This window comes from Chitinophaga vietnamensis, from assembly GCF_902167635.1.
Taxonomy (GTDB): domain Bacteria; phylum Bacteroidota; class Bacteroidia; order Chitinophagales; family Chitinophagaceae; genus Chitinophaga; species Chitinophaga vietnamensis.
This window is the reverse complement of record NZ_CABHMS010000002.1, coordinates 566,850-587,113: the sequence shown is the minus strand read 5'-3', so window position 1 is coordinate 587,113 and position 20,264 is coordinate 566,850. Positions and strand designations below refer to the sequence as shown.

14 protein-coding genes are annotated in these 20,264 nt (G+C 52.4%); 9 read left to right on the top strand and 5 right to left on the bottom strand.

Annotated elements, in window-relative coordinates; genetic code table 11:
- Positions 1–15: 15 nt before the first annotated feature.
- The gene (locus FPG75_RS06605) at positions 16–2,439 is read right to left on the bottom strand and encodes an ABC transporter permease (RefSeq protein WP_143305976.1); all 2,424 of its coding nucleotides are present in this window, start codon (positions 2,437–2,439) and stop codon (positions 16–18) included.
- 183 nt (positions 2,440–2,622) lie between these two features.
- Between FPG75_RS06605 and FPG75_RS06600 the strand changes: the two genes are divergently transcribed.
- The 9 genes from FPG75_RS06600 to FPG75_RS06560 all read left to right on the top strand — a co-directional run bounded on the left by FPG75_RS06600 (position 2,623) and on the right by FPG75_RS06560 (position 13,692).
- Positions 2,623–3,891 carry an alpha-L-fucosidase gene (locus FPG75_RS06600; protein WP_143305975.1) on the top strand — a complete coding sequence of 423 codons (1,269 nt, stop codon included), beginning with the start codon at positions 2,623–2,625 and terminating at the stop codon, positions 3,889–3,891.
- 138 nt (positions 3,892–4,029) lie between these two features.
- Positions 4,030–4,605 carry an RNA polymerase sigma-70 factor gene (locus tag FPG75_RS06595; protein WP_143305974.1) on the top strand — a complete coding sequence of 192 codons (576 nt, stop codon included), beginning with the start codon at positions 4,030–4,032 and terminating at the stop codon, positions 4,603–4,605.
- 72 nt (positions 4,606–4,677) lie between these two features.
- Positions 4,678–5,799, top strand: a complete 1,122-nt coding sequence (locus tag FPG75_RS06590) for a FecR family protein (RefSeq protein WP_143305973.1) — start codon at positions 4,678–4,680, stop codon at positions 5,797–5,799.
- 402 nt (positions 5,800–6,201) lie between these two features.
- The gene (locus FPG75_RS06585; protein ID WP_161596697.1) at positions 6,202–9,603 is read left to right on the top strand and encodes a TonB-dependent receptor; all 3,402 of its coding nucleotides are present in this window, start codon (positions 6,202–6,204) and stop codon (positions 9,601–9,603) included.
- 19 nt (positions 9,604–9,622) lie between these two features.
- Positions 9,623–11,380 (top strand): RagB/SusD family nutrient uptake outer membrane protein, encoded by a 1,758-nt coding sequence (locus FPG75_RS06580; RefSeq protein WP_161596696.1) that lies wholly within the window; start codon positions 9,623–9,625, stop codon positions 11,378–11,380.
- An 84-nt stretch (positions 11,381–11,464) separates the two neighbouring features.
- Positions 11,465–12,265 carry a PhzF family phenazine biosynthesis protein gene (locus FPG75_RS06575; protein WP_143305970.1) on the top strand — a complete coding sequence of 267 codons (801 nt, stop codon included), beginning with the start codon at positions 11,465–11,467 and terminating at the stop codon, positions 12,263–12,265.
- 75 nt (positions 12,266–12,340) lie between these two features.
- Positions 12,341–12,766, top strand: coding sequence for a helix-turn-helix domain-containing protein (locus FPG75_RS06570; RefSeq protein ID WP_143305969.1), 426 nt, complete (start codon positions 12,341–12,343; stop codon positions 12,764–12,766).
- 66 nt (positions 12,767–12,832) lie between these two features.
- Complete coding sequence (locus FPG75_RS06565; protein ID WP_143305968.1) at positions 12,833–13,240, top strand: VOC family protein; 408 nt, start codon at positions 12,833–12,835, stop codon at positions 13,238–13,240.
- A 2-nt stretch (positions 13,241–13,242) separates the two neighbouring features.
- Positions 13,243–13,692: a DUF1569 domain-containing protein gene (locus FPG75_RS06560; RefSeq protein WP_143305967.1), complete on the top strand. Its 450-nt coding sequence runs from the start codon at positions 13,243–13,245 to the stop codon at positions 13,690–13,692.
- A gap of 4 nt (positions 13,693–13,696) precedes the next feature.
- Here the strand turns inward: FPG75_RS06560 and FPG75_RS06555 are convergent, their stop codons facing one another.
- Genes FPG75_RS06555 through FPG75_RS06540 form a run of 4 tightly spaced genes read right to left on the bottom strand, consistent with a single transcriptional unit; the run spans position 13,697 to position 20,263 of the window.
- On the bottom strand, positions 13,697–14,047 hold the full coding sequence (locus FPG75_RS06555; RefSeq protein WP_143305966.1) for a VOC family protein: 351 nt from the start codon (positions 14,045–14,047) through the stop codon (positions 13,697–13,699).
- Between the two features lie 30 nt (positions 14,048–14,077).
- Positions 14,078–15,613 (bottom strand): glycoside hydrolase family 43 protein, encoded by a 1,536-nt coding sequence (locus FPG75_RS06550; protein ID WP_143305965.1) that lies wholly within the window; start codon positions 15,611–15,613, stop codon positions 14,078–14,080.
- A 10-nt stretch (positions 15,614–15,623) separates the two neighbouring features.
- Positions 15,624–18,884 carry a glycoside hydrolase family 38 N-terminal domain-containing protein gene (locus FPG75_RS06545; protein WP_143305964.1) on the bottom strand — a complete coding sequence of 1,087 codons (3,261 nt, stop codon included), beginning with the start codon at positions 18,882–18,884 and terminating at the stop codon, positions 15,624–15,626.
- Positions 18,885–18,901: 17 nt separating this feature from the next.
- Positions 18,902–20,263, bottom strand: coding sequence for a sugar porter family MFS transporter (locus FPG75_RS06540; protein WP_143305963.1), 1,362 nt, complete (start codon positions 20,261–20,263; stop codon positions 18,902–18,904).
- Position 20,264 lies beyond the last annotated feature (1 nt).

Genomic DNA, 20,264 nt, shown 5'->3' with positions numbered 1-20,264 from the left:
GCAAAGACAACCTCCTCACTGGGATCTCAAACTCTTTACCGGATTGGCCACTGCGGCCTTTATAGCCTGGAAGCTGACGGTAAGTAATGCGATCAGTACGGCCAGTACGGCGGCCAGGGCAAATACGCTCCAGCCAATGGTGATGCGGTAAGCGAAATCCTGTAGCCAGCGATGCATCGCCCACCAGGCGATGGGAGATGCCAGCAATATCGCTACCAGTACCAGTTTCAGGAAGTCTCTGGACAGCAGGTCAACGATGTTGGTAGTGGTGGCGCCTAATACCTTGCGGATGCCTATTTCGCGGGTACGCTGTTCGGCGGCATAGGCGGCGAGACCAAACAATCCAAGACAGGCGATCAACACTGCCAGCACCGAGAAGATCACGGAGATGCGGCCCACGCGCACTTCAGATTTATATTGCGCATTGAAATCGTCGTCCATAAAAGAATAATTGAAAGGTTTGCCGGGCATCATGGCGCGCCATTTTGCTTCTACTTTGGCTACCAGGGCGGGTATATCTTTCGTATGGAAACGGAAAGCTACATTGCCATCGCTTGGGCGCAGGAATAGCGCCAGTGGCTGCACCTGGTCGCGCAGGGAGCTGAAATTAAAATCTTTTACAACGCCCACGATATGGAAGCGGGTCGATTCGCGGCTATGCATATTATTCAACTCGTAGAGATCACGGTTCAGCGGATCGTTCAGCCCCAACAGGCGCGCCGCGGCTTCGTTGATGATCACGCCGGATGAATCGGTAGGGAAATCTTTGGAGAAGTTCCTGCCTTTGGCCAGCTGCATGCTCATCACAGGAATGTATTGATCATCTACCGACCAGGTCTGCATCACGACGGATTTCTTCTGATCGAGCGATGGCTCCAGGAAAATAGGTTCACTATTGGTGTTGCCGCCGGTAGGCAGATAATCGGTAACCGTGCCACCGGCTACACCCGGCAGCGATAGCACTTCCTGGCGGAAAGCATCGGCCTGACCGCCCAAAGAAGAAGTATGATGCAACACGATCACCTGGTCGCGATCGAAACCTATTTTTTTGTTGCGTATAAAATTAAGTTGATTATAGATCACCAGCGTGCCCACGATCAGGAATACCGAGATGCCAAACTGGAACACCACCAACACATTGCGCAATATGCCTGCCCGAAAACCCTTGTTGGCAGCGCCTTTCAGCACTGATACCGGCTGGAAGGCCGACAGGAAAAATGCCGGATAGCTGCCGGCCAGCAATCCCGTTAATATCACTACTCCCAGAAGGCCCGCTATCAGCAAAGGTTTCAGGAAGATGGCGGCGCTCAGCTCCTTACCGGAAAGATGATTGAAGAACGGCAGCGCTATGCTGGCAATACCGATGGCCAGCAACATCGCGATGAAAGTGATCATCACCGATTCTGCAATGAACTGCGTGATCAGCTGCCCGCGCTGTGATCCCATCACCTTGCGGATACCTACTTCCTTCGCACGGTTGGAAGAACGCGCCGTAGAAAGGTTCATAAAATTAACGCAGGCGATGAGGAGGATGAACAACGCGATCGCAGAGAATATCCAGACGTACTGGATGGAACTGTTGGCAGACAGCTCCAGGCTTCGGTTACTGTACAGGTGTATATCGGTGAGCGGCGTCATGCTGAAACGGAAATAGTCGCCGCCTTTTTCAAAATCTTCTAAAGTAGTACCCAGCAGGGCAGACAATTGCGGCGCGCAATATTTGCTGACCATGCCGCTGAAGCGCTGTTGCACCTTCGCAGGATCGGTGCCTGGCTTGAACAGCACGTATGTCTGGAAATTATTACTGAGCCATTGGTCGTTGCGGCTCTCCGGCACACCGGCCATAGAAACGAAAAAGGTGAAGCGGAAATGCGATTGCATCGGCACATCCTTCATCACACCGCTGACAGTAAAGCTCACGGAATCGTTCACCAGCAAGGTACGGCCTACTACGTCCGTGCTGTTGAAATATTTTCGTGCAGTCGTTTCCGTAAGTACCACATGGCGCGGCAGCTGTAATGCCGTAGCCGGATCTCCGGCGATGAGTGGCAAGGTAAATACCCGGAACAGGGTGGAATCTGCATATACTACATGCTCTTCATTGATGTCGTCCGCTCCCTTCCTCACCTGTAATCCACCATAAACCCGGAAGCGGGTCACCTCTTCCACATCCGGGAAAGCTTGCTTCATGGTGGCAGCCAGCGGCGCTGGCGTAGTGGCAAAATTGTGCAGCTCGCCGCCATAGTGGATGTCGGTATTCATGCGGTAGATGCGGGAAGCGTTTACATTATAGCGGTCGTAACTTAGTTCATCTGTTACATAGATCATGATCAGCAAGCAGGTGGCGAGGCCGATGGCTAGGCCAAAAATATTGATGGCTGAAAATCCTTTGTTCTTCCACAGGTTTCGTAATGCAACGTAGAAATAATTCTTAAACATGAGATGTGTTTTCCTTTAGATGAATGAACAAGCGGCACGCGCCAAAGAAAATACCAATTTAGCAATTCCTTCATCATCAGGAAGATAGAGATAAAGCCAGGGAGATAAATTGTCCGCTTTCGAACATTACTGTTCGCTTATAGCTATAGCCATCTTCCAATTAAATTTATATATTCACTGTCTATGAAAAAGAAAAATATCTTCCTCTTGTTGCTTTGTCTCACTAACGCCTTTACAGCAGCTGCCCAGCAGATCCCTTACAAAACGCCGCCTGCCGTGATGAACGATTTCATGGCGCAACGTTTCGGTATGTTCATCCACTGGGGGCCGGTAACCCTGCGCGGTACAGAAATTGGCTGGAGCCGCGGCCAGCAGGTGCCTGCCGACGAATACGACCACCTGTATACGGAGTTCAATCCCGTATTGTTCAACGCTGATAACTGGGTGAAAGCCGCTAAGGATGCAGGGATGAAGTACCTCACCATCACGGCTAAACATCACGATGGCTTCTGCCTCTGGCCTACTGCTTATTCCGATTACAATATATCTCACTCGCCTTTCAAACGGGACGTGGTAGGCGAGCTGGCCGCGGCTTGCGCCCGGCAAGGGATCAGGTTCTGTATCTATTTCACAGTGCTCGACTGGCACGATGCGGATTATACAGGCAATACCCGCGTATTTGTACAGCGCATGAAAGATGAACTGAAAGAGCTGATCACCCGCTACCATCCTTACATGCTCTGGTTCGATGGCAACTGGGAAGCGCCCTGGAAAGAAGAATACGGAACCGAGGTATATAATTTCATCAAACGCATTGATAAAAATGTGGTGGTCAACAACCGCCTGGGCAAAGGCAAACATACGGAGCTGGGCAAGGGCGCCGTGGGCGACTATGCCACGCCCGAACAGGTAGTAGGCGCGCTGAATATGCAAGATCCCTGGGAATCCTGCATCACGATCTGCCAGCAATGGGCCTGGAAGCCGAATGATAAAATGAAATCGCTGAAAGAATGCATACAAACGCTGGTGAAAACCGCCGGGGGCAACGGCAACCTGCTCTTCAACGTAGGCCCCATGCTGGACGGCCGTATGGAGCAGCGCCAGATCGATCGTTTGAGAGAGATGGGCCGCTGGCTGAATCAGTATGGCGAAAGCATTTATGGCACACAGGGCGGCCCTTTCGTACCAGATAGTATCTTTGCCACTACGCGTAAAGGCAGCACCTTGTATGTACATGTTTTTGGTCGGCCCGTGCAGCCACTGGTATTGCCGCCTTTAGGCAAGCTGAAAGTAAAACGGGCCGCTTTCTTGAAAGGCGCGCCCCTAGCGTTTTCCAGCAACGACAATGGTACCACGCTTCAGTTGCCCGCCACAATGCCCGACAGCATCTGTTCCGTTATTGCACTGGAATTAAGCGGCAATGCCACTACCCTGCCGGTAATGAAAAAGTAAAATAAATTCTTCTGCCGCTTACTATGAAACACTGACAATAACTGCTAAGATTCAGTCACTCTTTGTTTAAAAAGTACAACTCCATGCTGAATAGAATAACTAGATTGCAATCATTGGCATTGCTATAAATGACATTCCATGTCGCGTTGCATGAAAATGGAAGACAGTGAACTTTTGCATCTCCTGAAACAAGGTGATAGCAACGCTTTTGACGCTATTTACGAACGTTATTGGGAAACGCTCTACAAGCACGCTTACTTCACGCTGCGTTGCCGGGATACTGCGATGGACGTGGTACAGGAGGTATTCACCTGGCTATGGCAGCACCGGGAGGAAGCGCAGATCAGCTCCCTGAAATATTACCTCAAAGCCGCTACCCGCTTCAAGATGGCCAACCATATCCGCAGCGGTAAATACCAGCAGGCATTGATCAATAATCTCAGTTATACCACCGCTACTTCGGTAGATGCCAGCGATATGACGCTGCGCGAACTGAAGAAGATCGTATCGATGGCGGTATCGCAGTTGCCACAGCAATGCCGCACCATCTATCACCTGAGCCGTGATGAGCAGCTGTCGCACGCGGAGATCGCCCGTCAGCTGAACATCACCGCCAAAACGGTGGAGAACCAGATCACCATCGCCTTACGACGTATTCGCCTGTTCATCGGGCACTCCCTGTTGTTGATCTGCTGCCTCTTTTTCTTCTATTGAAAAAATTTTTTCTCCGCCTTTGGGGGATACCTTTCTTTCAAGTGCCTTCATCTTATAAACCGTCCATTTTAAGTGATCCACGAAGAAATTGCCCGTCTTGCCGAACGTATATCCAACGGCGAAGCTACGGCAGATGACATTGAGCGATATAACCAGCTGCTGGACCAGGTCAGTGAAGATGCTGACTGGGATGAGTTATTGCTGGGCGACAAGCAGGCGACGGCGCAGCTGCTGCAGCAGCGTATCCGGGAAAATACCGGCGCCGCAAAAGGCCGCCTGCTGCGGATGGTAGCGAAAGCCGCTTCGGCCGCCGCCGTGATCGCCTGCTGTTGGTTCTTCGGTAAAAAACTGTGGAAGCAATATAACGGTAACGCCCCTACGGAGCTGGCCTTGAAAGAACAAGCGCCGCAACCGGGCGGCAACAAGGCCGTGCTCACGCTGGCCAGCGGGCAGCAGATCGTGCTCGACAGCGCCGGGCATGGCACCCTGCAACAGGGCGGCGCCACCATTCAATTAGGGAACGGACAGGTAGCCTACCATCCTGGCGATCAGCCGCCTGCCGCCGCTATGAATATGCTGAGCACACCGCCGGGAGGCCAGTACCAGCTGCTGCTGCCCGACGGCTCTAAAGTATGGCTCAATGCCGCCTCTTCTATCCGCTTCCCTTCCGGCTTCAGCGGCAGCGAACGCAAAGTGGAGATCACCGGCGAAGCCTATTTTGAAGTGGCCGCCAATGCCCGCCAGCCCTTTGTTGTAAGTGCGGGCGACAAAACCGTACAGGTGCTTGGCACCCGCTTCAACTTCATGGCATACCCGGAAGAACCCGGCGCCAATGTAACATTGCTGGAAGGCGCCGTACGCGTAGGCTACCAGGCCGATACCACTACACTCAAGCCCGGACAGCAGGCCCGGCTGAAAGCAGACCACACCCTGGAAGTGGCCACCTGCAAGGATATTCAGCAGGCCGTAGCCTGGAAAGAAGGCTACTTCGCCATGAATGGAGAAGGCACCGCCGCCATGATGCGGCAACTCGCACGCTGGTATAATGTAGAAGTAACCTATAAAAATAAAATACCCGAACTGCGGTTCGAAGGAAGTATAAAAAGAAGCTATAGCCTCCAGGAAGTATTATCCATACTGGAAGAGAGCGGCATACATTTTACTGTCGAGGGAAGAAAAATTATTGTCATTTAAAACAACCAAAATTATCAAGCATGCAAAAACAGTGATCACCACAATGAAAAAAACCGGGTATGCGCTAACATATCCCGGTCAACACAGCAACAAAACGGTCTACAGTAAAAGACATTTTATTACCTAAATCTAAATTTATGTTATTAAATCTTCGTTTCCAAACCTGCGGGCATTGGAAGCCTCTCCTGATGCACATTTCATCCATAAGCTCCTGATAACACGCGCCACCGCCAACAGTTGCAATGACCACTTATGAACGTTTAAATTTCATGTAAACCGAACAGTCGTATCTCTATTTAGTAAGGACTCCTTATTACAATTAACTATTCAATTATGTATTCAATGGCTTGTTACATCACCAACAACAGGCATAGCAGCCTATTGACCAAAATCTGGAAGATCATGAGACTATCTATATTCTTCTTGCTGGCCATCCTGTGCCAGATCAGTGCCAAAGGATTTGCGCAGAAAATATCCCTGGCAGAAAAAAATAAACCGCTGCAGGAGGTGTTTATGAAGATAGAACAGCAGAGCGGCTACAAATTCTGGTACCATTCCGGCGACCTGGAAGGCACGCACAACATCAGCATAGAAGTAAAAGACGCACCGCTGCAACAGGTGCTGGACCTGTGTTTCAAAGGGCAGGGCCTTTCCTGGAAGATCATCCGGGAAACGATTGTGCTGAACCGCGTGGCGGCGCCCGCAGCCACTGTCACGAACGTGGCAGACTCCCTGCGCGGCCGCATCGTGGATGAAAAAGGTAATGCCGTTCCCGGTACCACCATACAGGTGAAAGGCAGCAAAGCCGCCGCTATCTCCAATGGAGACGGCTATTTCCGGCTATCCAACATAGGCCCCGAAGCGGTGCTCATCGTCACCAACATCGGCTTTCAACGCCAGGAAGTGCCTGTAAACGGCCGCTCCTACGTGGAAGTGAAATTCATCGCAGAAGTATCACAGCTCGAAAACGTAGTAGTGGTAGGCTACGGCACACAAAAGCAAGTGAACCTCACCGGCGCCGTATCACAAGTGTCCGGCAAAGTACTGGAAAACCGCCCTATGACACGCATCAGCCAGGGCCTGCAAGGCCTGGTGGCCGGCCTCAATATCCTCACCAATGGCAATGGCGGCGCTCCCAACGCTACCCAGACCATTAACGTGAGAGGCTATACGGGATTCAATGCCACCGGCAGCCCGCTCGTGGTGATCGATGGTATCCAGGGCGGCGATATCAATGCCCTTAACCCGAACGATGTAGAAAGTATCTCCGTGCTCAAAGACGCCGCATCCACCGCCATATACGGCTCCAGCGCGCCTTACGGCGTGATACTCATCACCACCAAAAAAGGAAAGGCCGGGCAAGGCACCAGGATCACCTATGACAACAACCTGTCGTGGGCGCAACCGATCAACCTGCCGAAGATGCTCAACTCGCTCGATTTCGCCAACCTTTATAACGAAGCCTTCGCCAACGCAGGCAGGGCGCCCTTCTTCAACGATGAAACCATGGGCAGGATCAAAGCCTACCTCGATGGCTCTCTCAAAACACAGACCATCAAAAATCCGAATGTTCCCAACGGATGGAACAACTGGAACAGTGGTAATGCCAACAACGACTGGTTCAAGATCTATTTCAAAAAGTTTGCATTCAGCCAGCAGCATAACGTGAGCATCAGCGGCGCCAATGAAAAAAGCAATTACTTTATCAGCGCAGGATATAACAACAGAGCGGGAATGTACAATTTCGGTAACGACGATTTCAAACGCTTCAACGTCAGAGCCAACCTCTCGTCCAATATCACCAACTGGCTGACCTTTAATTTCCGCAGCAGTATTTCACGCAGCCTGTTCAATACACCCAATGTATATGCCGGTCAAACAGGCGGTAACTATATGCACCAGATCGCGCGTAAATTCCCGACCGTTTCATTGATCAATCCGGATGGCCACTACTCCGACGAAAGCAATGTGCTGCTGCATTTACAAGGCGGACGTAACAAGTCCACCGAAGACCAGCCCGTGCTCACCGGCGAGTTCCGCATCACACCGCTGAAAGGCTGGGATATCACTGCCAACTATACCTTTGACGGCGATTTCTACGATCAGCAGAATCATCTCAAAACCGTATATGTTTATCTGCCGGATGGCAGCACCGCCCCTTCCGGCGGTACTTCTCCCAATTCTTTCTCCCGGAATAATTACCGCAATGAGCATCATATCGTAAATGCTTATTCTTCTTACGAAAAACAATTCAACAAACACAACTTCCGCCTCCTGGGCGGCTTCACCAGCGAATTGACCAACTACACGGCATACAATGCTTCCAACAGCCAGTTGTATTCCAACGATATACCTTCCCTCAACCTGACGTATAATACCAGTCCTACTGTGGGCGACCAGGTGCGCAGACTGGCCGTGGAAGGCTTTTTCGGCCGGTTCAATTATAACTATGATAATAAATACCTGCTGGAATTGAATGGCCGTTATGATGGCACTTCCCGCTTCCTTACCGGCCATCGCTGGAAATTCTCTCCAGGCGCGTCTGCCGGCTGGAACCTCGACCGGGAAAATTTCTGGCAGCCGATCAAAACGATCGTGAATACTTTCAAGCTGCGCGCCAACTACGGCGCTGCGCCCGATCAGCTGTTCCTCGGCGATCCCGGCATCAGCACTTACTATCCTTTCTATCCCAGTTTAGCGACCACTTCGCCGAATAATACCTCCTGGCTCTTTGGCGGCAACAAGCAGGCATCCGTGAGCCAGCCGCCATTGGTAAATACAGGCCTTACCTGGGTAACCACTACTTCTTACGGCATTGGTGCGGATATGTCTTTCCTCGATCACAGGCTCACGGCTTCTTACGATTATTTCATCCGCAAGGCCGATGATTTCGCCGGTCCTGCACAAGTGCTGCCTGCACTGCTCGGCACAAGCGTACCGAAAGTGAACAATGCCGCAATACAAACAAAAGGATTTGAGTTAACGCTGCAATGGAATGACCGCATTGGCCAGCTGGGATATGGCATCCGCGGAACCTTGTCTGACTACAAAGGAAAAGTAGTACGCTACAATAATCCTTCCCGCTCGCTCGATACCTGGTATGAAGGCCAGACCTTAGGCGAGATATGGGGCTACACTACCCTCGGCCTCTACGCCACCGATGCAGATGCTTCCAAAGCGCCTACCGCTACTTTCTGGAAAAGCGGCTGGCGCGCCGGAGATGTGATCTATAAAGACTTTGACGGCAATGGCATCATCAGCAATGGCAAGAATACGGCAGACAGCAGCGGCGATCTTCGCATCATCGGTAACAACACTCCCAGGTACCAGTATAGCCTGAGCCTTAATTTCGACTACAAAGGTTTTGATCTCAACATATTCCTGCAAGGTATCGCCAAGAGAGATGCCTGGATCGGCTCCAACTATTTCTGGGGCATCGTAGGAGATGAATGGCAAAGCTCTCCATTTACCGCGCAGCTGAACAGATGGACGCCTGCCAATACCAACGGCTATTTCCCGAAATTTTATATGAGCGGCGAGAACGGCAAGAATACACAAGTGCAGACCCGGTACCTGCAAAATGCAGCCTACATGCGTATCAAGAGCGTACAGCTGGGATACACGCTGCCAGCCAGTTTGCTGTCGCGCGCGCGCATCCAGAGACTTCGTTTATACTTCGACGTGGAAAACCTGGCCACCTTCACCAAACTGATCAAAACAATGGATCCCGAACTGTCTATCAGTGATGCCAAAATATATCCACTGCAACGGACTTTCTCCTGTGGTATCAACGTCATCCTCTAATCCATCAAACATGAAAGATATGCGCTTATATAAACACTTGCTGGCAGCTGCGGTCATCCTCTTCACCCTCTTTTCCTGCAAGAAAGACTTCCTGGACAGAAGCCCGGAAACAGTGATCAGCGACGCACAATACTGGCAAACATCCAATGATCTGAAATTATATTGCAACAGTTTTTATTCCGCCTTCCCTTCCTATACCGGTTACGGCACCATCGGCATCTATGGCCTGGATGCCGACCAGGGCAGTGATAACATGATCAACATGAGCTACAACACCTGGCTGAACGACGAAACCGTGGTGCCTTCCTCCGGCGGCGGCTGGAGCTGGAGCGCGCTGCGCAATGTCAATTACCTGCTGGCCAATTACAGCAAGGTGAGAGAGCCATGGACCAACGTGAAACCATATGTAGGAGAAGCCTTGTTTTTCCGTGCTTACTTTTATTTCGGGATGATGAAGCAGTTCGGCGCGCTGCCCTGGGTGAGCAAACCACTCACGCCCAATTCGCCGGAGCTGTACAGCAAAAGGCTGGCGCGCAATATCATTGCCGATTCCATCATTGCCGATCTCGATAGCGCTATCAGCTGCCTGCCCGGCAAAGGCGCCGCGCAACCGAGCAGGGTTTACAAAGAATTTGCGATGGCCTTCCTCTCACGGGTAGCCCTATACGAAGGCACCTGGGAAAAATACCTGAATGGCACCCCTTTCGGCGTTAGCGGCTCCAATGGCGCTAAATACTTGCAGAAAGCCGCCACAGTAGCAGGCAATGTGATGGCTACCGGCATCTTCTCGCTCGATAATACAGGCAAAGACTATGGCTACTGGTCGCTCTTCAATCAAACCGACTACAGCGGCAGCAAGGAAGTGATGTTCTGGCGGCAGTATAATCTTACCACCGGCCCTACCCATAACTGGCACAGATATACGAATTCCGGCGCGGGCCGTGGCCTGACCAAAAGCCTGGTAGATGATTACCTCTGCCTCGATGGCAACCCTATCGCGGTGAGCCCGCTGTACAAGGGCGACGACTCCCTCGCCACCGTGGTGCAAGGCAGAGACCCGCGCCTTGTGCAAACCATCTGTGTGCCTGACGGCAACCATCTCGTTACCAACAACCAGCCAGGAGGCGCGCCCAATATGATCTTCCAGCTGCCTACTTTTTCTGCGGCCAACGAAAACAAACCTGCTACCGGCTACCAGTTGTACAAAGGGCATAATCCCGATTATGCGCAACAATATGCCGGCGATGTGGGCACCACCGCCCTCATCCTGATGCGCTATGCAGAAGTGCTGCTCAACTATGCAGAGGCTAAAGCAGAGATGGGCGCGCTCACACAGGCGGATGTAGATATGACGATCAACAAGCTGAGAGCCAGGGTGGGCATGCCTCCCCTGAACATCGGCGCTATCGTCAACGATCCCAACTGGAAGTTCCCGACACTGAGCCCGGTGCTCAATGAAGTACGCCGCGAAAGGCGCATAGAGCTGGCCTGCGAAGGTTTCAGGAAAGATGATGTATTGCGCTGGGGCGCTGCCGGACAACTCTTCACCGGCTCCAAACCGAAAGGTGCAAAACTGAATCAATGGAAAACATTAGTGCCTGCCAGTCAGCTGGCCGGTTACCCCGTGGATGCCAACGGCTATATCGAATTATACCAGAAAGTTGGCGCTATGGCCAATGGTTACAAGTTCGATGTGAAAAGGGATTACCTGTCGCCGCTGCCATTGTCGGAGCTACAGGTGCCTAACAGCACAATGGACCAGAACCCGGGCTGGTAAAAGATACTACGTTTTACAGGCATAGATCAGAAAAATAATCAGGGGCATATCAATGCTCCTGATTTTTTGTTTTACCTTCAGCGGATGAAGACCTTTTTTGTAGATGCTTTCACTACTGCCGCATTCAAAGGAAACCCGGCAGGAGTATGCCTTTCAGCGGATGCGCAGGATGCCGCCAGGATGCAGGATATCGCCCGCGAGTTCGGCTTTTCTGAAACCGCTTTCGTACACCCCGGCGCGCAACCGGGCGTTTATCATATCCGTTATTTCTCTCCCAAACAGGAGATCCCTTTATGCGGCCACGCAACGTTGTCGGCCGCCAAAGTGATCTTCCGGGATCACCATGAAACCACGCTGCACTTCATCACCGGCGGGCACCTCGACTTGCTCGTTCGCCGCAAGGGAGAGGAGATCATCATGGAGTTCCCGGTGTACCAGACCACGGCAGCCACGGCGCCCGCCGAAATGCTGTCTGCGCTGGGTATAGATGCAGTAACGAATGCCAGGTACAATGCAGAGAACAATATTATTATGCTGGAGATCGGCGACACTGCAAAACTGGCCGCCCTGCAACCCGATTTCCAGGCGCTGGTGCAGTCCTATTCCGGCATCGCTGGCGTGTTGGTAACCGCCCCGGCAAAGGATGGCAATTATGATTATCACTACCGCTACTTCTGGCCATGGGCAGGCACTGACGAAGATCCGGTAACAGGCGCCGTACAAACTTTCATGGCCAACTACTGGGCAGAGAAATTACAGCAAAACTCCTTGCGCGCCTTTCAATCGTCCAGTCGCACCGGCGCCATGCAGCTGGAAGTAAAAGACGATAAAGTATTGCTCATTGCGCAGGCAGTGATCATACTGGAAGGCAGTTTGCTGATCTGAAAATAGCCCGTTCCCCCCGCTTGTTCGTCACAATCACCCCTCGCAGGAGCGAGGGGCAATGGGTATCTTTGCCTTATGCAGGAACAGTATCCCAAAATATATTTCTATCGCAGGCTGGTGCAGGCCAAACTCTTCATCGATGCGCATTTTGCGGAACCTATCGACCTGGATAACATCGCCGATGAAGCCTGCTTCTCCAAATTCCATTTCATCCGTCAGTTCAAAAGCATCTATGGTCAAACACCCCATCAATACCTGATCACGGTGCGGATGGAAAAAGCCCTGGAACTGCTGAAGGCCGGCCATAGCGTATCCGACACCTGCTATACCGTGGGCTTTGAAAGCATCAGCTCTTTCAGCGGGCTGTTCAAACGTATGCAGGGCCTCACTCCTTCTCAATACCTCGCGCAGCAGGACAGGCGTAAATCGCAGATGCTTGAATCCCCGCTCTCTTTCGTGCCCGCCTGCTTCGCCTACAAGAACGGCTGGCTCAAAGAATAGCAATTTTGAAGAAATGGAAATGACGCCAATGGCGGTTCTTTGTGTAAACAAAAAAACATACGCACTATGATCACCAGTATGACGCACGCCAGCCTGTATGTACTCGACCAGGACAGCGCACATGATTTCTATGTCAACAAGCTCGGCTTCCGGGTTATCACCGATCTGCCCATGAACAAAGAACACCGCTGGCTCACCGTATGCCCGCCGGATATGCAGGATTTCCAGATCGTACTGATGCCCATCATGGAAGGCATGTTCAGTAAAGAGATGGTGACCCTGCTGCGCGACCTCGTATCCAAAGGCACTTTCGGCATCGGTATTTTCACCTGCCGCGATATTTACGCTACCTATGAAGAACTGAGCGCCAAAGGCGTGGAATTTACGAAGGCGCCCAAGAAAGAATTTTATGGCCTGGAAGCCATCTTCAAAGATGATTCCGGCAACTGGTTCTCACTCGCACAATTAAGCTAATCATGAAAACAGCCTTCGATCCAGCGATGCGCGAACAGCTCCTGATCCGCATTGAACAGCTGCATGAAAACAGTCTCCCTTTGTGGGGCAAGATGAATGTACGGCAGATGCTGATGCACTGCCGCTTATGGGAGGAGATGGTGGTTGGCAGATTGAAAACAAAACGGATATTCATGGGTTACCTCTTCGGCAAGATGGCCATGCGCAGTCTCTTCCAAAAAAATGATCCTTTGCCACGCAATGCCATCAGTGCGCCGGAGCTGATCGTAACAGGCGCCGGCGCACCGGATATCGAAAGAGAGAAAAGGGCCTGGATGCGTTTAATCGAATCGCATGCGCACTTTTCCAATGAGGGATTTATACATCCATTTTTTGGAAAGATGGAGAGAGAACAGATTGGACGGATGATCTACAAACATGCAGATCATCATCTCCGGCAGTTCAATTGCTGAGATATCACTGTATAAAATGCCAGCATACGCCGGCGATATCGATGATATTTACTTCGATGCCATAAGGCTGCTGCTTCGGCCCGCTGATCCTGATGCCGAAGGCTTCCGGCAGTTTCCGGTCTGTCACATCTTTCCAGAACGCCTCCGCATCCTCTACGCCAACACTGATCATCAGGTTGCTGGCAAATTTTTCATCATCATAACGTTGCAGGATAAAGCTGCAAGCATCTTTCTCAAATGCGGTCAGGTCGCCCGCATCCCAGGCGATGCTGAATCCCAGCTCCTGAAACAGCTGCTTTGACTTGTCGTAATCAGGACCGGAGGGCACAAAAGGTTGGAGTGAAAGGAACTTCATATGACCATGGTTTACTGGTAATATACGTTTTTATTTCCGGCGCTCCCGCCTGAACCAGTTAAAATCGGCATAGCCGCCGCTGCCCTTGCTGTTGAAATTAAAGAGGGCAAAGCGGTTGGCCGTCCAATCCAGGCCCAGCCCCATTTGCAGCCGGTTGCCGATGGAGACGAAATGCCGGCCGTCCGTACTATAAGAGAAAGCAGCGCTGAAGTCTTTTTCGTATATACTTGCCCGTAGCCATATCTTGCTGCCTTTGAAAGGCATCGCGGTAATGGTACTGTCATTGTTCACCATCACGAGCCGGCGTTGTGTGCCGGCTTGTTGAATCGCTACATAGGCATAAGGGAATTGAAATACGCCGAAACCCGCTGCATCGCCATCTTTCAAGCCATCGGCATGCATTTCAACGGTACCTTCGGAGTAAGGGCCTTCCACGCGTTGGGTGAGGGTATTGCGCGCACCGGCCAGCCTGGCGGCCGGAGATGCATGCAGGCGCAAATAGCCGGGATGCTCGCGGAGCGACCAGCGGCGGTTATCCGGGTTATGGTTCCATTGCCATTGCAGGCCCAACTCCGGCTGATCAAATTCATCAGAGCTAGCGGGTATCTTCAGCGGGAAACTGCCGCCTACATCGGGCTTGGCGCAGGTATCCACACCTTTGCCGTTTTTGCCGATCATGGGCCAGCCCTCTTCCCAGAAAACCGGTTCCAGGTTGGGCACGCGGCCAATTGGCCCGCGGTCCTGCATGATGATGAACCACCAGCTGCCATTCTTCAATTGCACCATGCCGCCCTGGTGCAGGTAATTGCCGGGATAAGTATGATCATCACGGATCACTACTTTTGATTCATAAGGACCATAGATATTATCCGCGCGCAGGCATACCTGCCGGCCTTTCGTACCACCGGTAGTGCCGAGGATATAATATTTACCATTTATTTTATAGAGATGGGAACCTTCCAGGTAAGGGTATCCAGGGTTCTCATAGATCTTGCGCTGTGGCGTTTTCACCGAGCGGGCATCGGGCTGCAACTCCGTGATGTAAAGGGTTTGCTGCCCATGTACTACATACGCCTTTCCATCTTCATCAAAGAAAAGGCCGGGATCGTACATAAACTCCGGGAAGATGGTCCTGGTCCAGGGGCCCTGTACATTTTTAGCGGTGCAGATGGAGAAGTTACCTTTTTGCCCGTCTTTTCCCGGTGTACAGAAACCTACATAGAAACTGTCTTTATGGTAACGGATGGTACTCGCCCAGGAGCCCGCCAGGTACATGTCTCCGCCCTGCATATCATAGCGCGGATCTTCGTCATAGCGGGGCACGGCATAACCCGCCATCTCCCAGTTCACCAGGTCATTCGATACCGCGATGGGGCAGCCAGGCACATAATGCATACTGGTGGAGATAAAATAGAATTGATCATTTACCCGGATGATATCCGGGTCGGGCCAATCGCCCCACATCAGCGGGTTTACGAAAGTGCCGTTGCCCCTGTCGGGCGCCCATTGTGCAAATGCTGAAAAAGCTGCCAGCAAGGCTGGCAGCAATAAGATAAAGCGCTTCATTGGTACACTGTTAGTAACGTATATGCATCTCCGTGATGCCCATCGATGGCAAGCGGACAATATTCACCGTTCCTCCTTTCCATTTCACCTCCGTTTCCTGCGGCTGCTGGTCAGGATTGTAGAGCCGTACCATATAACTATTTTTCTCCGGCGTAATGCTGGTAATAACGATACGGTTATTGCTCAATGACAACAAAGGCCCCGGCAGCTGCGCGCCATTACGTAAGGGAATGGCTACCAGCGGCTGCGTATAGTCGTTAGCGTAATATTCCGTTTCCGTATAGTCAAAGGCTGCATGCGGACGCAGCGCATAGCTGAAAACGGCCGGCCCTGGCTGATCTGCTTTATAGTTCGTATGCCAGTAGTTGTTCATCGCATAGCTGAACCAGGTGGCGGTGGCGGGCGACCGCCCACTTTCCTTCCATATCTTGCCGCCATTGCCCAGGCGACTTTCATCGATCATGGAGTCGGGCTCCAGCATGGGCGTTTGCTTGAACAGCAGCTGCACGCCATTTTGTTCGTTGGCGATATCCAGCCAGCGACGGCTGCTGATAAACTCCGCATTGGAGCCTGGCAGCTGATCTTCCGGGTAGCGCATTACGCCGTAGCCCGCATCGGCATATACGCCGGGATGTTCCACCAGGAAGGGAAAGCCAAAATGCACCGCCTCTTTGCTGCGCACGCCTTTTTTGTCAATGACATTTTCTATCTCAACAGCGCCGCCATCGGCAAATAAAGTGATCCTTTGCTCCAGGCTATTGGCGCCGGGCGCAGCGCCTTTCAGCATGATGGTGGTCATCACCGGGCCTTTCTCTGCCACGCTGGCGCTGAACGCAAGGGCCGCTTGCGCGGCAGCCGGATCGCGGCCAGGCACATACCAGTAGCTGTTGAGGCCTCCGCCATTGAAGCGGCCGGCAACGTTGCCGCCATCGCGCCTTTTCAGCTCGCTGATACTGCCGTTGTGCGGGCTCCAGGATACCTGCAGCTGCGCATTGGCCATGGTAGTATCATTGGGCATGGTAACGGCAGCCGTGCTACGTATAGCCGGTAACGTTATTTTGTAAACGGCCGTTGATAAAGCAGGTACGTCTTTGGCAATAAATACATAGCGGCCATCTTGCAGGCGTTGTAAAGGATAGCGCGTGCCTTTGTTATCGGTAACGCTATTACCTTTCACCGCAGAATGAAAAAATACCGGGCCGCTGCGCGCACGGGAAGCGCTGTTGATCACTGCCACCGTGCCGGAAGCCTCGTCCTGCAAGGGTTGTAGCAGGGCGTGCTCCAGTTCATTGGTGAGCTTGTCGCCATCTTCCATGAACTGCTTTTTGATGCGCCATTGTTCTGTGGTGAAAGAAATATCCGGCGCCGAGATACTGCAATACGCGCCCCAGGTATGTTCGTTGAACATGATCACATTGCGCCAGGCATGATAGAATTTATCTGCATCATACAGCCCTGGCGCCAGCATGGCGTAGAGCGTGGTAAGCTGTTGCAGGCGCAGGCTGTTCACCCGGTTCTGCCCCTCTTCTTTCGCGGTGGATACTGCGCCATCTTCCCAGTAAGGCGTAATATCTCCTTTTATCTCGGGGATCGTTTTGCCATAACGTTGTTCAAATTCGCGGAACATGTCGGCGGTAGTGCCCAGCACCAGTTTGGGAGAGCTGTATTTTTGATTCCAGCTTTCCACGAAATCCGCTACGGTGGTATCTATCGGGGCATTGTCCGCATGGATATTGAAACGCCACTGCACCATTTCGTAGGGATATTTTTTCTGGTCCAGCTCACGCAGGTAAGCGGCTATTTTCTGCGCCGCATCCTGGTTATTATGGCCATTGGCGATGCCTTCCCAGCCGTGCCAGTTGGAATAGCCTTTGCCGGCGGCCCAGAACAGCACTTTCTCCTGGCCGGAAGGCGATACCCACCAGCAGGGCTTGTCGCCCATATCGCGGAGGAAATGACCGATACGATCGGTTTCATTGGCGCCGCTGGAAAAATATTTCACGCCGCCATGCGCCAGCGCCGCCACCGTAGCCCAGGTGTAGCCAGGCACATCGGAGATCATGGCGCTGCTGATATCCAGGCCATAGTCTTTACGCAGCTTGGCGGCATAGTCGGTGTAGTGGAACAGTTCTTCGGGTTCGCTCAAACCCGTGAGCATATTGGCATACATGGCAGAGAGGCAGATGCTGCCTGATTTCACTGCCTGTATAAATTTTTCTTTTTGCGCGGGAGATGCTTGCGAGAGATAGTTCTCTACCACCCACAGGGATTCGATGTTCCACTTGAAACGCGCTGCCGGCGAGAGATTCCGCGTACGGTCTATCTGCGCCAGTGCATCATCAATATCTTTATTATGGATCTTCACCACTTCGGGCTGAAGGTGCGAATAACCGATATCTGTATGGGAATGATGGAGCAGCCAGATGGTGCGCGGAGTGACGGGCTGCATTATTACATAGCGGTCCAGCCTGAGATCCTTGCCGGCGCCGGCTTGTACGTGGATGCTGTCGGTTTTGCCGGATACGGCCACTGGTACTTCAAAACGGTTGAAGCCATGTTGCAGGGTGAAAGATAACTGCTGCTGCCCTATCTGCACTTTCAGTTCCTGCGGGCCGCCGAAACGTAAAACGGTGATGGCCAACGGCTGCTGACCGTTGCGCAGCAAAAACGGTACAGGCGCCACATCCAGCTTTTCTTTGCCATCGAAGCGGAAGGTCATGTACCAGTCGTTGCTCTGCTGGGCATGACCGGTGACCTTCAATCTCAGTGGTTTGCCGGCAGGGTATTTATCTGCCGGCAGGCGTAAAAATGCCTGGCCATGTGCATCGCGGCCGCCATCCTGGCGCAGCTGCACAAAAACCAGGCGTGAACTGTCTGGCGCGGCAAAGGTCCACACCGGTTTTTCATTGTTCGGAATGGTTGAAAAAGTCAACAATTTCTGGTCATTGACATAAAGATCGAAATCGCGCTGGCCGCTGCTGCTACCACTGGAGTGCGATGCCAGCCAGCTGAAATAAATATATTTATCCTTGCCGGATGCCGCCACCGGCGCGGTTTCCCAGGCCATCGTTTTATTGCCGTCGGTACAGCGTACCAGCAATGCGCTGGCGGCATAATGCGGATAGGCCGATGTATAGTTGATGATTTCGCCGCTGATATCGCGCGCGTAGCCCGCCTGCCAGCTGATCTTCCCGAGGTAGGGCACTTCCATTTGTGCACGGCACAGCAAACCATAGCACAGGCTGATGGCGAGCAGCAAATATTTTTTCATAACACAGCGTTTTTATTTTATGATGCCACTCCACTGATCTCTTCGAGTGGCATTCCTTTAGTTTCAGGTATTTTTTTCCACGACAGCCAGAAGGCGAAGGCGCTGCATGCGGCAAACAGCAGGAAGGTAAGCGCCGGGCCGCCATGCAGCAGCAACAGCGGGAAGAACTGGCCTACGATCCAGTTGGCGATCCACAGGCTCATCGTCGCTATCGCGATGGCGCCGCTGCGCACCCTTACCGGGAATATTTCATTGATGATCACCCAGGTAACAGGACCAAACGAAAAGGCAAAGCAGGCGATGAAAGTCATGATAGGCAGCAGCACCAGCCAGCCGCTGGCAAGGTGACCGGCAAACAAAGCTGCGGTAGCCAGCAGCGACAGCACCGCTCCCCCGATCCCCCATAGCAGCAAAGGTTTACGGCCATAACGGTCAATACTATACGTAGCCACCAGGGTAAACAGCATATTCACAATGCCGATGGTGACCTGTCCGCCCAATGCCTGTCCCAGCCCGAAGCCGGCCTGTTCCAGCAGCGAAGGGCCGTAGTAGATCACGGCGTTGATGCCGCTGAACTGCGACAAGGCCGCCAGCAGTATGCCGACGAGCAAGGCTTGCCGGTAATGGCCGCTGAACATATCTTTCAGTTTCACTTGCGCTACCGACAAAGAACTGCGGATCATCGCCATTTCTTCGATGGCTGCTTCCGGCCCGGAGATCTTTGCCGTGATCGCCTGCGCCGCAGCGTAGTTACCCTGCATGGCCAGCCAGCGCGGGCTTTCAGGGATCATGCCGCTCATCACCAGGAACAACAATGCGGGTATCGCGCTTACGGCAAACATGTATCTCCATATCTCATCTCTGAATAAAAAATACTCCTCGCTATCTCTCCACGGTTGTATCATCGCATTGGAAAAATAAGCCGCGAGTATACCGATAGTGATGGCCAGCTGATAATAGGTGACCATCCTGCCACGCAGCGAAGGCGGCGCCAGCTCTGATATGTACATCGGCGATATCACAGATGCCGCACCGATGCCGATGCCGCCGATCAGCCGAAAAAAGATAAGACTATAGGCATTGCCTGCGAAGGTGCAGCCAATGGCCGACAAAGCAAATAACAGCGCCGACAACAACATCACCGGCCGCCGTCCGAAACGGTTGCCCATCCATCCGCTCATGGATACGCCGAGGATACAACCCGCCAGCGCCGATCCCACGAAAGAGCCTTCCAGCAAGGCATCCATGTTATACAGTACCCGTACATAAGGGATCACGCCGGAGATCACCGCGGTATCAAAGCCGAAAAGAAAGCCTCCCAGTGTAGCCGTAAACGTTAGTAACCGCAGGTACCGGGCGTTGCGGACAGATGATGTCATA

What these genes read in the sequence shown, in the direction of transcription:
- FPG75_RS06605 (WP_143305976.1), bottom strand. Translation starts at nt 2,439, where the DNA reads ATGTTTAAGAATTATTTCTACGTTGCATTACGAAACCTGTGGAAGAAC.
- FPG75_RS06555 (WP_143305966.1), bottom strand. Translation starts at nt 14,047, where the DNA reads ATGAAGTTCCTTTCACTCCAACCTTTTGTGCCCTCCGGTCCTGATTAC.
- FPG75_RS06575 (WP_143305970.1), top strand. Translation starts at nt 11,465, where the DNA reads ATGAAGACCTTTTTTGTAGATGCTTTCACTACTGCCGCATTCAAAGGA.
- FPG75_RS06560 (WP_143305967.1), top strand. Translation starts at nt 13,243, where the DNA reads ATGAAAACAGCCTTCGATCCAGCGATGCGCGAACAGCTCCTGATCCGC.
- FPG75_RS06570 (WP_143305969.1), top strand. Translation starts at nt 12,341, where the DNA reads ATGCAGGAACAGTATCCCAAAATATATTTCTATCGCAGGCTGGTGCAG.
- FPG75_RS06585 (WP_161596697.1), top strand. Translation starts at nt 6,202, where the DNA reads ATGAGACTATCTATATTCTTCTTGCTGGCCATCCTGTGCCAGATCAGT.
- FPG75_RS06600 (WP_143305975.1), top strand. Translation starts at nt 2,623, where the DNA reads ATGAAAAAGAAAAATATCTTCCTCTTGTTGCTTTGTCTCACTAACGCC.
- FPG75_RS06580 (WP_161596696.1), top strand. Translation starts at nt 9,623, where the DNA reads ATGCGCTTATATAAACACTTGCTGGCAGCTGCGGTCATCCTCTTCACC.
- FPG75_RS06545 (WP_143305964.1), bottom strand. Translation starts at nt 18,884, where the DNA reads ATGAAAAAATATTTGCTGCTCGCCATCAGCCTGTGCTATGGTTTGCTG.
- FPG75_RS06565 (WP_143305968.1), top strand. Translation starts at nt 12,833, where the DNA reads ATGATCACCAGTATGACGCACGCCAGCCTGTATGTACTCGACCAGGAC.
- FPG75_RS06550 (WP_143305965.1), bottom strand. Translation starts at nt 15,613, where the DNA reads ATGAAGCGCTTTATCTTATTGCTGCCAGCCTTGCTGGCAGCTTTTTCA.
- FPG75_RS06595 (WP_143305974.1), top strand. Translation starts at nt 4,030, where the DNA reads ATGTCGCGTTGCATGAAAATGGAAGACAGTGAACTTTTGCATCTCCTG.
- FPG75_RS06540 (WP_143305963.1), bottom strand. Translation starts at nt 20,263, where the DNA reads ATGACATCATCTGTCCGCAACGCCCGGTACCTGCGGTTACTAACGTTT.